The organism is Nocardia sp. NPDC052112, assembly GCF_040680135.1.
GTDB lineage: Bacteria > Actinomycetota > Actinomycetes > Mycobacteriales > Mycobacteriaceae > Nocardia.
Genome location: NZ_JBFAWD010000018.1, coordinates 13,582 through 26,942, shown reverse-complemented (window position 1 = coordinate 26,942; position 13,361 = coordinate 13,582). Strand labels below are relative to the sequence as shown.

Here is a 13,361-nt window from a genome sequence, read left to right as displayed (position 1 = left end):
GCTCGGCTGCGCTGCGACCGTTGATGCTGTGCCTGTGGACCGCTCGCTCATCGCCCCACCTTATCGGCGGCGATCAACAGGTATTGGAAGCTGCCCTCCTTGTAGGCGGTCAGGAACGGCTTCTCCACCCCGGTCGCCAGTTCGGATTCGGTGCGCAACTCCCAGTAGGGGATGGTGGCGGCGGTCAGATCGATCACATCGACCGGCACCAGATTGTGGTCGGCCAGGGCCCGGAAGTACTCGCTGCGTGGATGGATCATGCAGCCGTAATGGGCGTCGATCCAGCTGACCGAGGCCGAGCGTCCGCCGGTGACATCGTTGGAGCAGCCGGTGATGCAGACGTAGCGACCGCCGGGTTCGAGTAGCCGGGAGAATTCCTCGAACAGCTGGCCGAGGTCCACGTACATGGTGGTTTCGTTGGTCCAGATGCCGCGGATGGATCCGGTGTCGAAGCCGGTATCGAGCATATTCCGGAAGTGGAAGCGCACCTTGTCCGCGACACCGCGATGTGCGGCCTGGTCATTGGCGAAGCCGACCTGGTATTCGGAAATGGTGACGCCGTCGACCTGACATCCGAAACGCTGATTGGCCATAAAACTCGTACCACCGCGTCCGGATCCGCCGTCGAGCAGCCGGTCGCCGGGCCGGATATCGCCGAGGTGATCGAGCAGCAGCGAGGCCTGCGCGGTTTCGAGGCGGTGTAGTTCCTTGACGATCCGTTCCTCGCGGGTATCCGCCGGTCCGGCCAGCGCCGCCTGATCGGGTTCGCCGATGCCGTAGTGGTGGTGGAAGAGACCGTCGACCTCGCCGAGTCTGGTATTGACCCGGTCGTCGTTGGGGTTGTTGTTCCAGTACTCGGCAACGGCCTTCTGGTAGTTGGTGCGCAGGACGGACCCGGTAGCGGGGTTGAGCATGGTCATGCCTGATCATCCTCTCGTGTTGCGGTACTACTGATTTCGTTGCGGTACTGGCTAATTCGACTCGTTGTAGCGCTTGCTCCCGGCGTGCCAGGCGCGGTTGCCGCCCATCCAGGCCCAGAGCCCGCCGAGGAAGCGGCGCAGTTCGGCCGATCCGGCGGCCGCCAGTGGACCGGCTTCTTGTTCGAATCGGTGCACCAGCTCGTCGTGCACGGCGGCCGTGCGCTGCACCGCCTCGCGCCGGGAACAGTGCTCCTCCGCGGCCAAGACCGTCGGCAGGTTGAATTCCCTACCTTCCGAACGGTCTTCGCGCGCCATCGAATAAAGGTCGTTGACTATCTGACTGGCCAGTGCGGCCGTGGTGACGACTCGGCGCACCCGTGGATCGGTGTACTCGGCGGCCTGGACCTCATAGCCGCCGACCACATCGATCGGCGCCATACACGGCAGGAAGCTGTGCGGCTGCCGATTGGTCAGGTACTCCCACACCGGTGGCATCCGGTGCGCGGTGCGCCAGCCGGCCTCTGCGCCGAGTGCGATGAACCATCCGGCGATCTCGGTACGCAATCGAGCCAGCTGTGCCGGGGTCGCATACCGGGACAGATGCTCGAAGGACGTACGGAACGCGCGCAGGATCGGATCGGCCTGCAACGCCCGTTCCAACTGTCGCTGGTAGCGCGCCGGGAGATGGACGGGATCCATTGCGGCGGATACCAATTCGAGTCGAGGGCCGAGTTCGGCCGCGGCGCTGGACGGCGTGCCGTCGGGTGCGGTCTCATCGGCTCCTTCCTCGCAGTAGTAATCGTCGACCGACCATTCGGAGACCGCGCATTTCGCGACCGCGAGCAGCCGGTCGGGATCGTCGCTGTCGGGATGGGCGAGCATGATCAGGCGACCGAAGTCGGCATCGCGCAGTTCGTCCAGACGCCCGGCGTAGAGGCCGATATCCCGCGCCCAGTCGATGAGTCCGGCGTTGACCAGTTCGGCCAAGGCCGGGTCATCGCGCAGGGGAGGTGGACAGTACAGCGGTGGAATCGGTGCCGCGGTGCCGTGCAGGTAGGCCGACGTGGTACCTAATCCGGTGGGGCCTGATGGAATTCGGCTCCGGGTCGATTCCGGTTCGGGTGCGGCCGATCCTGCCGGCGCGGCCCCCTGCGCCACGCCGACAGCGATCGATGTGGCGCCGAACGCCACCGGTGGCGGCTGGAGACCAGCCGCCCGGATAGTAGGTGTGAGTGCGGTGTCGGGTACCTCAGTAGTAGGTAATCCCACTTCGGTGGTGGTGGACGTCGGAAGTAGGAGTGCAGCCGCGCCCAGTCCGCTGGGTCCGAGCAGGTGGCGCGGACCGATCGCCTCAGGTTGGGTGGGGCGGTCCAGTTGTCGCGAATCAGCTGCCACCACCTGGGTTTCGGATGATTCGGGTATTGCTGTGCATTCGGGTATTTCCGTACTTTCCGGTATATCGATATTTTCAGGTGAAGCCGAGGTTTTCGGTTTCGGAACCTCCAGCGGGAGTGTCGGTGGAGCGGTGGTTTCGAGGTTGGACAGCAGTGCCGCGACAGCGGCGGCCACCTCGTGGGTGGCGGGCGGTGCCGAGGCGCGGGAGAGCACCGACATCGGTCATCACCCCGGTCAGTCCGCCTGCCGGGCGACCAGGACGTTGTCGAGCACGCCCAGCGCGTCCGGCACCAGCACGGCCGCCGAGTAGTAACAGCTGACCAGGTAGGAGATGATCGACTGATCGTCGATGCCCTTGAAGCGGACGTTCAGACTCGGCTCGTATTCGTCGGGAATGCCGATCTGGTGCAGGCCGATGACGCCCTGATCCTTCTCGCCGGTCCGCATGGCGAGAATCGAGGTGGTCTGGGTATCGCTGACCGGGATCTTGCTGCACGGGTAGATCGGGACGCCGCGCCAGGCGAACACCCGGTGCCCGTCCACCTCGACCGGATCCGGATACAGGCCCCGTTTACTACATTCGCGCCCGAAGGCGGCGATCGCCTTCGGATGTGCCAGAAACAGTTTCGTGCTGCGCCGCATGCTCAGGAGTTCATCCATATCGTCCGGCGTCGGCGCGCCGGACTCGCTGTAAATGCGCTGTTTCAGGTCGCAATTATGCAGCAACCCGAAGTCGGGATTGTTGACCAGATCACTCTCGCGCCGCTCGTAGAGCGCCTCGATGGTGAGCCGGAGCTGCTGTTCGACCTGGTTCATCGGATCGTTGAACAGGTCGGCGACGCGGGTGTGCACCCGCAGCACGCTCTGGGCCAGGCTCAGTTCGTACTCGCGCGGGGCGGCGTCGAGGTCGACGAAGGTGCCGGTCAGCAACGGTTCCCCCGAGTGACCCGAGGAGATCTCGATATTCGCCTCGCCCTTGGTATTTTGCGGGCGCGCGGGCGCGGCGGCGACGCGGGACAGTTGCTCGCGCAGCGCCGGGGTGTTCTCGAGTATTTCTGCCAGCGTTTGCCGGGGCAGCACCAGCATGGTGGTCTGGGTGACGGTTTTGACGGTCACCGGCCAGATGGCGGATTCGTCGACGAGGGTTTCGTCGCCGAAGAAATCGCCGCCGCCCAGCATGCCGAGCTTGGTTTGCTCGCCGAATTCGCCGGTGCCCATCTTGCTGAGTTTGCCGTGCACGATCAGCATGACCTGGTTCATCGGATTGCCGAATTCGGCGACCACCGTACCGGGTTCGAGGTCGCGCTGCTCGAAACGCTGGGCGAGCGCGCGCAGCACCTCTTCGTCGTCGAAGTCGCGCAATTGCGGAAGTTCGGTGAGTTCCAGCGGAATCACTCTGGCTCGAGAGCCGTCGATGACGAACTCGACCTCACCGTTTCCCACGGTGTGGGTGAGCCGTCGGTTCACACGATAGATACCGCCGTTGACCTGCGTCCACGGCAGTATGCGGGTGAGCCAGCGCGAGGTGATGCCCTGCATCTGCGGCTCGGACTTGGTGGTGTGCGCGAGCTGGTGGGCGGCACCGGTGCTGAGGCTCTTGCGAACGTTGTTTTCTGTTTGGACTGGCATTTCGATGGTCATGCGTGGTCCTCACCTGAGATGGTCACCGAGACGGTCGATTGTGCGGTACTGTTACTCGACGGCTTTTCGAATTCGGTGGTGGTGCACAACAATTCGACAGGCGGCCGGCCTGCTGGGTACGACGGCATGGTTGCCGGGAGATGTGGCGGACCGAGACATGCGAAACGGTAACCGACTCTCCCGTGCGAATTGGCTTACGCGACATTGCGTTCCGAACGGCTTAGATCCTAGACCGCGAAAGATGCTGTGCGCACAGGAATCTCGAAGATGAAGCCACGAGAATGCTGGTCTGTTTTTCGGATGGTTACGACATGACCTCGATGCGGATAACTGCGGATAACGACCCGTGACGATTCGGGCCGACCGGAGCAAGGCTGTACGGTCGGTATCTTTTGCGCACCGCCGCCGCGAATATCCCGCATCATCGGCCCCACCCGGCATGGAACCCGTCACGTCCGACCCATAATGGACACACGGTGTGGGAAGCTCGTCTGAGCACATCGGGGTGTGTGATGCGGGTCACTTTGCAGGGTAGGGCCAGGAGCGATCGTGAAGTTCAATGTGGAAAGTGTGGTCGGGTCGGTGCAGCGGCTGATGGCAACGGCCCAGAACGGGCTCGAGGTCATCCGCTTCGGCGGGTTGACCACCGATGACGAGTCGTCGCCGTTCGAGGTCGTCGAGCGGCGCAGAATGTATCGGCTGCGCCATTACTTCCCCGATGATGCGACGCCGGGTCGCCCGGTCGCGGTCCTGGTGCCGCCGCTGATGGTGAATGCCGACATCTGGGATGTGAACGCCGACGACGGCGCGGTCGGCATTCTGCATCGCGGCGGAATCGACTGCTGGGTTGTCGATTTCGGTTCGCCCGCCAGCGAGGAGGGCGGCTGGGAACGGGATCTGGCCGATCATGTCCTCGCGGTGAACAGCGCCATCGATACAGTCTGCGACGCGACCGGCAGCAATGTGCACCTGATGGGGTACTCGCAGGGCGGCATGTTCGCCTATCAGACCACCGCCTACCGGTTCGGTAAGGGCGTGGAGAGCATCGTGACCTTCGGCAGCCCGGTTGATGTGGTCGCGGGTATGCCGTTCGGACTGCCGTACGACATGGTCTCCGATGTCGCGGAGTTCCTGGCCGACCATGTGGTCACCCGGCTGCCGATCACCGATTCGATGGTCCGGCTCGGCTTCCAGATGCTCGACCCGGTGAAGACCGCCAAATCGCGCATCGACTTCCTGCGCCAGCTGCACGACCGGGAAGCGCTGCTGCCCAAGGAACGTCAGCGTCGGTTCCTCAATAACGACGGTTGGGTCGGCTACGCCGGTCCGGCGGCGGCGGATCTGCTCAAGCAGTTCGTCGCGCACAACCGAATGATGCTCGGCGGCTTCGTGATCCGGGACCAGCCGATTTCGCTGGCCGAGTTGAAATGCCCGATCCTGGCCTTCGTCGGGGAGGTCGACGATATCGGGCAGCCCGCCGCGGTGCGCGGCATCGTCCGAGCCGCACCCAATGCCGAGGTATACGAAGCCAGTTTGGTAGCCGGACATTTCGGCCTCGTCGCCGGCAGCATGGCGACCAAGCACACCTGGCCGCTGGTGCGTCAGTGGATCGATTGGATGGACGGCGATCAGCCGCTGCCGCCGGAGATCGCGCCGATGACCGAACATGTGGCGACCAACCGGCCGAATTCGGCGGCCACCCGGGTTGTGCACACCGCGGCCACCCTGGCCGAGGCGGGCGCGGGCGTCGGCAAGGCGCTGGAGGGCATTGCCGGCAATACCGTGCGAGGTTCGATCGAACTCGCCGGTGAGGCCGCACGCGCGCTGCCGCGGCTGACCCGACTCGGCATGATCCAGCCGCATACCCGCATCTCCCTTGGCCGCCTCGTCGCCGAGCAGGGACGGCGCGCGCCGCTGCGTGATCTTTTCCTCTTCGACGATCGCGTGCACACCAACGCCGCAGTGAACGCGCGCATCGACAATGTCGTACGCGGGCTCATCTCCGTCGGCATCCGCCCGGCCATGCGCGTCGGTGTGGTTATGGAGACCCGGCCGAGCGCACTGGCCAGCGTCGCCGCGCTATCCCGTATCGGCGCGGTGTCGGTATTGCTCGCCCCCGGTAGCGAGTTGGATCGGGCCATCGAACTCACCGGCATCAAGACCCTGATCTCGGATCCGGAGAATCTGCGCACGGCGGCGGCAACCGGCACCCGGATCCTGGTGCTCGGCGGCGGTAATACGCGCGCTCTCGATATTCCGTTGAGCGAAGACGTGATCGACCTGGAACAGATCGATCCCACAGCGGTGCAGCTGCCTGCCTGGTACCGCCCGGATCCGGGTCTGGCGCGGGAACTCGCCTTCGTGCTCGTCACCGGAACCGGCGACCGCCTGGAGACCAAGTACATCACCAACCACCGTTGGGCGCTGTCCGCCTTCGGCACCGCGACCTCGGCCGATCTCGATCGCAAAGACACCGTCTACTGCCTTGCGCCGCTGCACCATTCCTCCGGTCTGCTGGTGAGCCTGGGCGGTGCGATCGCGGGCGGCAGTCGGATCGCATTGGCCAGGTCGCTGGATCCGGCCCGGTTCGGCGAGGAGGTGCACCGCTACGGCGTCACGGTGGTCACCTACACCTGGACCATGCTGCGCGACATCCTCGACGCCGAGGTCTTCCCCTCTGGACACCAGCATCCCATCCGCCTGTTCATCGGCTCGGGCATGCCCGCTGGCCTCTGGCGGCGTACCACCGAACAGTTCGGGCCCGCCAGGGTGCTGGAGTTCTACGCCTCCATCGAGGGCGATGTGGTGCTGGCCAATGTGACCGGGGTGAAGGCGGGCTGCAAGGGCCGCCCCGTGCCCGGCACCGCCAAGGTGGAGTTGGTCGCCTACGACCCGGTCACCGAGCAGATCCGCACCGACGGGTCCGGCTTCGCGCGCCGGTGTGCGGATAACGAGGTCGGTCTGCTGATCGGCAAGGCGACCGACGGTGTCGACCTCTCCGACGGCGGACTCCGCGGAGTATTCACGGCGGGCGATGCGTGGATGCCGACGGAAAACCTCTTCCGTCGTGACAGCGATGGCGACTACTGGCTGGTCGATCGCAGGGACACGGTGATCCGCACCGAACGCGGTCCGGTGTTCACCCAGCCCATCGTCGATGTGCTCAACGACATCACGGCGGTCGATATGGAGGTCGCCTACGGACTGCCCGCCGGCGATAATGCGCTGGCGGTGGCGGCGGTGAGCATCCGCACGGGCTTCCGACTGGAACCCAAGGATGTGACCGAGGCGGTGCGCGCACTCGATCCGAACCAGCGACCCGACATCGTCTATATCGTCGACGAGATTCCGCGCAGTTCCTCCTACCGTCCCTCGACGCGGGCTGTACAGGCGGCGGGCCGTCCGCAGCCTGGACCCGATACCTGGTGGTATAACCGCGATTCGGATTCCTACGAGGTGCTCACCGAGGCCGAAGCGGCCGCCATTCTCGGAACCGACTGACCACTACCGGACATCCCGGCGAAAGCCGGGACGTGGCCCATCGATTCGGCGTTCCCCGGAATGACGAACGGTCCCCGGTGCCGCCGTCGGTACTCGGAAGTGCGTAGCGTGGATACCAAGTCCTCGACGACGACGGAGGTTCGAGATGTCGTGGAAGGTTCGGTTGGGCATCGGCATCTTGGCGCTGCTGGGCGCGCTGATGGTTCTCGGCTTCGTGAAGAGTTTGATCTTCTCGCTGGTGCCCTTGGTGATTTTGCTTGTGCTCGGCTACGGTGCATTTCGGCTCTACGTCGCCAGCCGAGGTAAGGCCGAAACGCGGCCGCAGCAGCAGCTGCCGAGCACGACGCCGCCCGCGGTCCAGACCCGGGCGACGAAGGACGCGGCGACAAGACTCCGCGAGATCCGGGAGGAAGCTGCCCGGCAGCAGAGCCAGCAGCAGTAGGCGGCAGCGGCGAGTACGTGATCGACTGGGTTTCGACGTAACATTCCAGACTGCGGACGGACGATGTCAACGGATCTGTTCAAGGAAACCGTGGGTACGAGTTTTATCTATCGCAACAGAACCGTCTACGAACTGGCGATGCGCGGGCTGTACGGCCGCCACTACGGGGCTCGGTATCGAGCCATCGCCGGAATCGTCCCCGACGGCGCCAGCGTGGTCGACGTGTGCTGCGGACCTGCCACGCTGTATTCGGGCTATTTGCGCCCAAAATCGGTGGCCTACACCGGCCTCGATCTGAACCCCCGATTCATCGCCCAGGTAGCGCGGGCCGGCGGGCACGGCGAAGTCCGGGACCTGCACTTACCCGCCCCGCTGCCGGAGGCCGATTATCTGATCATGCAGGCGAGCCTGTACCACTTCCTGCCCGAACCAGCCCCCATCATCGACCAGATGCTGGCGGCGGCGCGCAAGCAGGTGATCATCGCGGAACCGATCCGCAACCTGGCGACCAGCGATAACCGCATCCTCGCGGGCATCGGCCAACGCTTCACCAACGCCGGTGACGGCGCCCAGGCGCATCGGTTCACCGAGGCGACCCTCGACGAACTCATCGGCGGCTACGCATCGCGAGTCGTGGAGCGGTCGTTGATCGCGGGCGGTCGCGAGCAGCTGTTCGTGCTCAACGCCTGACCACGATGCTCAGACCGTGAAGTCGGTGACCGCCTCGACGACGCGGGCCACCTGCGCATCGGTCAGATCGGGCCAGAGCGGCAGGCGCACAATGGTTCCCGAGAATTCGGCGCTGTGCACACACGGCTGCGGTGTCCGGCCCAATTTGAGACCGGCCGGGCTGGAATCCAGCGGCACATAGTGGAACGGCGCCGAGATACCGCGCGCACCCAGATGCGCGATCAGCTCGTCGCGGCGTTCTTCGGTGGGCGTGCGCAAGTAGTACAGATGTGCGGTGTGGGCACGGTCGGTGGGCACCGTCATCAGTCGAACGTCGTTGCGGCGGGCCCAGTCCGCCAATCCGGCGGCATAGGCATCCCAGACTCGGTGCCGTCCGGCCTGGATGGTGTCGAATTCGTCCAGCTGGGCGTCCAGTACCGCCGCGTTGAGTTCGCTGGGCAGATAACTCGAGCCGATATCCTGCCAGGAGTACTTGTCCACCGCGCCACGCAAGAAGCGGGCGCGGTCGGTGCCCTTCTCCCGGATGATCTCGGCGCGCGCCATCAGGATCTCGTCGGTGAGCAGCAGCGCGCCGCCCTCGCCGCAGTGCACGTTCTTGGTGTCGTGGAAGCTGAGTGTGCCGAGGGTACCGATGGTGCCGAGCGGACGGCCGCGCCAGCTGCCGCCGAGGCCGTGCGCGTTGTCCTCCACGATAGCGAAACCGTGTGCGTTCGCCAGCGCGAGCAGCCGATCCATATCCGCGGCGACGCCGCCGTAGTGGATGACGACCACGGCCTTGGTGCGCTCGGTGACCGCCGCCGCGACGGACTCGGGATCCAGATTGCCCGTCTCCGGATCAATATCGGCGAAAACGCAGGTGGCGCCACGCAGCGCCATCGAGGTCGCGGTCGAGGTGAACGCGAAGCTCGGCACGATCACCTCATCGTCGGGCCCCAACTCCAACAGCAGGCCCGCCATCTCCAGCGCGGAAGTGCACGAGGTGGTCAGCAGCGCATGCGGCGCCGCGGTGATGGTCTTCAGCTTCTCGGTGGCGGCAGCGGTGAACTTTCCGTCGCCGTGGCTGTGGTCGGAGGCGAGTACGGCCTCCAGATTGGCCAATTCGCGGCGCGCCCGAAACGGGCGGCTGAAGATGACGCGGTCAGTGCTCAAGCCGGTCGGTCCCCCTACTGGCGGCGGTCGTGGACATTTCCCGGTGTTCGGCCGGGCGTGGCGTCGGTGAATCGACGGTCAAGTAGAGCGGTTTGCCGACCAGGACATGCAACGCCACCCCGAGGTATTCGGCGATGAGGCCGAGCGAGAACAGGGTCGCGCCCGAAACCAGCAGCAGCACCACAATGGTCGAGGCCCAGCCCTCCGGCGCCCAATTGTCGGCGGTGAGCGCCTCGACGACGACTACCGCGGCCATCACGCCGCCGAGCAGCGCCAGGGTGACGCCGAGCAGGCTGACCAGCCGCAGGCCACGAGTTCCGCTGCACAGCACCATCTTCCAGAACAGCGAGAACAGACGGCGGTAGTTGTAGCCGGACTCCTCGCGGCCCTCGGCGCGCAGCACCACCGGCACCTGGGCGACGGTGCCGACCACCCAGGTCAGCGCGACATCCAGATAGACGCCGTTGGAGGCGACCTCGGCGAGCTGGCGGCCGATGGCGCCGCGGATCAGCCGGTAGCTTTCGAACCGGGTGGAGTCCGGGAAGGCGAAGACCGTCGCCAACACGATCTTCGCACCGCGCGAGGTGATGTTGCGCAGGAAGCCGTGCGGCCGGGTATTGGTCGGTTTCGAATAAACCAGATCGGCGCGTTCGGCGAGGGCAGCGTCGAGGAACGCGCCGATGAAGTGGGGATCGTGCTGGCCGTCCTCGTCCATGGTGACGATCCAGGCGCCACGGGCGGCCGACATGCCCGCGATCGTGGCGGCGTCCTGGCCGAAGTTGCGGCTGAGCCAGACGGTGCGCACCTGCGGATAGGTGTGCTCGAGCTGCTGCAATACCACATCGGAGCGATCGGGGCCGTGATCGTGCACCAGGATGATCTCGGTGATCTCGAAGACCGCACCGCCGGGGGTGGTGGTGGGGACGGTCAGCGTGTTCAGCTCGGCGACCAAGGGGCCGATCGTATCCTCGCCCCGGTAGATCGGCACGACCACGGACACCGTGTGCGCGCGATCGCCGCACGTGTGGCCGTTCGTCGCGACGACGTCGCTACCGGACGTGGGAGTGGTGGGAATCGGCATCAGCTGGATCGACTTTCGATTGCGGTGCGTGCCGGTACTCCCCGCTGGACAGCAGGGCCCGAGCCGCCCAGAACTCTAGCACGGTGCGGGTTTCGGCTTTCGGGGCTGCGCATCACCCCATCATCATCGCGTCAGCGGTCGATGCCAAGCGGCGCACCGCACGGTAGGGTCTGGAACTCGTGACGGATAGTGCAGCAGCGACAGCGGCGCCTGGCGGGTCCTCCGGGGTCACACCAGCTACCGCCGCGGGGCCGGATCCGCGCGCCGCCGAGCGTGATTCGCGGCGTGAAGTCTTGCGCTGGGGCGCCGTTACCGCGCTGGGCGCGGTGGCGGGATATATCGCGGTCCTGCTGGCCAACGCCAGGCACTTCTACACCGACGACACCGAATCCCAGTACACCGGATTGTGGATCGGACTCGGTCGCGCTCTGCGCGACGGCACCTTCCCGGTGTTGGTGCCCGAACGGTGGATGTCGGGCAACAACATGATGGACGACGCGGGCCTGTTCAATCCGCCGCAGCTGCTGATCGATCTGATCGCACCGTCGTTCGACAATATGGCGGTCTACGCGACCCTGGTGAAATTGATCTTCGGTGTTATCGCCGCGCTCGGGGTGTATCGGATCTGCCTCGCCTACGGCGGCAGGCCCGCGTGGTCGGCGGTGGCGGGCGTGGCGTTCCCGCTGTCGGGCTTCTTCCTCTTCTTCGATGAGGCCAGCTGGATGACCGCCCTCACCGGCACCGCGTGGCTGGTACACGCCTGGGCGTCGTCGGTGCGCTATACCCGCGGACGCGGCGGACCGATCCCGGTCTTCGTCTTCCTGTATCTGACCATCTCCACCCAGTACATTTTCCCGGCGGTCGAGGCGGCCCTGATGCTCTTCGCCGTGGCGGTGGGTGAGCTCATCTACCGACGCGAGTGGCGGCCGGTGGCCAAGCTGACCATCGCCGGGGCTTGTGCCGGCCTCGCCGGCCTGCTGACCTTCCTGCCGAGCATGCTGTCGGCGAAGGTGACCTGGCGTGGCACCCAGGAGATCATTAACGACCAGTTCCTTACCGTGCCGTGGTCGGAATCGCTCAACGCCAGCCTGCCGAGCTCACTGCCCGCATTCACCTCCTGGTGGGGTTATGTGCAGCCGATGCCGGTCACCTATATCGCCTGGTTCCTGATTCCGGCGCTGGCGTTCATCGACTGGCGACGCGCACGCGAGAGCTGGCGCGAACTCAGCGCGGTCGCGGTCTTCTCGGTACTGATGCTCATGTGGTCGGCCGGTCCGGGCACGATCGGTCCGCTGCGCTGGCCGGTGCGGGTACTGCCGATGCTCGCGATCGGCCTGTTGGTGCTGGTGTGCGTGCTGCTCGGGCGCTATGGCACGGTCCGTGACCTGAAGCAGCGCGCCATTGCCGCCGCGGTGTTGATCGGCCTGCTGTGGGTGCGGACCTTCTCCGCCGATCCGCACGATGTGATCTGGCATGTCGTCGCGGTGGTGGCGGTGGTCGCGCTCGGTGCCGGTGTGGTGTGGCTGGATCGCACCAAGGGCGTGGCCGCGGGCTGTGCGCTGGCCATTGTCGCGATGTTCCCGATTGCCTACTTCCAGGTCAACGCCGCCCAGCCGACCCCGATGACATGGAACCTGCCGACCAACCGCTCGCAGGCCGCTGCCGTGTTCCCGGACTTTCCCGGCAATACCATCCAACTCGCCGAGCGCGGGCTGCTGCAGCCGCAGGACAACAGTCTCGACGGCGCCTACGGTTCCCTGGTTTTCGGCAACTACGCCAAGTCATTGGACCTGTCCTACGTCAACGGCTATACGCCGACCGGCCATTTCTATTTCGGCGAGCTGCTGTGCATGCGCTGGGACAGCAGCGTGTGCCCGGATGCCTTCCGTCGGATGTTCGCTCCCGAACCGACCACCGGTCGACCGCTGGTCGATCTGATGAAGCTGGACCGCGTCGTATTGCAGCGCGCGCTGTTCCCGGACGCCCGCGATCAGCCCGCGCCGGCGGGCTGGAAGTGGGTCGACTATCCCGGTCACGAGCGCTATATCTCGGTGCTGGAGCGGGAGAACGGCCTGATCTCGACGGTGAACGGCCGGGTAGCGGATGCCAAGAACGTGACGGCGACATCGATCTCCGAGACCGGCACGACCAGCCGGGTGCGGGTGTCCTCGACCGAGGGTGGCCGGGTGGTATTCGCGCGCCTCGGCTGGCCGGGCTACCGGGTCACCCTGAACGGTGCGCAGATTCCGATCAAGGTGGTCGCGAAAAGTTTCGTCGCCGTGGACATTCCGGCCGGTACCCAGAATGCCGAACTGGTGCTCACCTGGCGTCCACCGGGTTGGAAGATCGGCATCGCCACCATGGTGGCCGGATTGTCCGGTATCGGCATATTGCAGTGGCTGTATGTGCGGTCCCGGCGGCGGGACGCGGCGGCCGTCGCCGACCACCCGACCGGCGAGCCGGAACGTGAACTGGCCGAAGTTTTTTCGTGACCGCTGACCCGCACCCGGTAGCCGAACCGCCGACGGGCGCGAGGACACCG

The 13,361-nt window shown here is 65.6% G+C and carries 9 protein-coding genes; 4 read left to right on the top strand and 5 right to left on the bottom strand.

Annotated features, from left to right (window positions below; translation table 11 throughout):
- Positions 1-47 precede the first annotated feature (47 nt).
- From AB0L58_RS29705 to AB0L58_RS29695, 3 genes are read right to left on the bottom strand one after another with little or no spacing between them, the layout of a single operon-like run.
- Positions 48-920, bottom strand: a complete 873-nt coding sequence (locus AB0L58_RS29705; protein WP_364391581.1) for a geranyl diphosphate 2-C-methyltransferase — start codon at positions 918-920, stop codon at positions 48-50.
- A 51-nt stretch (positions 921-971) separates the two neighbouring features.
- Complete coding sequence (locus AB0L58_RS29700) at positions 972-2,534, bottom strand: family 2 encapsulin nanocompartment cargo protein terpene cyclase (protein WP_364391579.1); 1,563 nt, start codon at positions 2,532-2,534, stop codon at positions 972-974.
- Positions 2,535-2,549: 15 nt separating this feature from the next.
- Positions 2,550-3,956 (bottom strand): family 2B encapsulin nanocompartment shell protein, encoded by a 1,407-nt coding sequence (locus AB0L58_RS29695; protein WP_364391577.1) that lies wholly within the window; start codon positions 3,954-3,956, stop codon positions 2,550-2,552.
- A 549-nt stretch (positions 3,957-4,505) separates the two neighbouring features.
- Here AB0L58_RS29695 and AB0L58_RS29690 point away from each other — a divergent pair.
- The 3 genes from AB0L58_RS29690 to AB0L58_RS29680 all read left to right on the top strand — a co-directional run bounded on the left by AB0L58_RS29690 (position 4,506) and on the right by AB0L58_RS29680 (position 8,589).
- Positions 4,506-7,457: an acyl-CoA synthetase gene (locus tag AB0L58_RS29690; protein WP_364391575.1), complete on the top strand. Its 2,952-nt coding sequence runs from the start codon at positions 4,506-4,508 to the stop codon at positions 7,455-7,457.
- A 145-nt stretch (positions 7,458-7,602) separates the two neighbouring features.
- A complete protein-coding gene (locus AB0L58_RS29685; RefSeq protein WP_364391573.1) occupies positions 7,603-7,899 on the top strand; it encodes a hypothetical protein in 297 nt (98 codons plus the stop codon).
- A 63-nt stretch (positions 7,900-7,962) separates the two neighbouring features.
- Entirely contained in the window at positions 7,963-8,589 is a 627-nt protein-coding gene (locus AB0L58_RS29680) for a class I SAM-dependent methyltransferase (protein WP_364391571.1), read from the top strand.
- Between the two features lie 9 nt (positions 8,590-8,598).
- Here the strand turns inward: AB0L58_RS29680 and rffA are convergent, their stop codons facing one another.
- The gene (gene rffA, locus AB0L58_RS29675; RefSeq protein ID WP_364391569.1) at positions 8,599-9,738 is read right to left on the bottom strand and encodes a dTDP-4-amino-4,6-dideoxygalactose transaminase; all 1,140 of its coding nucleotides are present in this window, start codon (positions 9,736-9,738) and stop codon (positions 8,599-8,601) included.
- Positions 9,728-10,819 carry a glycosyltransferase gene (locus tag AB0L58_RS29670; protein WP_364391567.1) on the bottom strand — a complete coding sequence of 364 codons (1,092 nt, stop codon included), beginning with the start codon at positions 10,817-10,819 and terminating at the stop codon, positions 9,728-9,730. Before AB0L58_RS29670 ends, rffA begins: the two co-directional genes overlap by 11 nt.
- A 293-nt stretch (positions 10,820-11,112) precedes the next feature.
- Between AB0L58_RS29670 and AB0L58_RS29665 the strand changes: the two genes are divergently transcribed.
- Positions 11,113-13,311, top strand: coding sequence for a hypothetical protein (locus tag AB0L58_RS29665; protein ID WP_364391919.1), 2,199 nt, complete (start codon positions 11,113-11,115; stop codon positions 13,309-13,311).
- Positions 13,312-13,361: the final 50 nt, after the last annotated feature.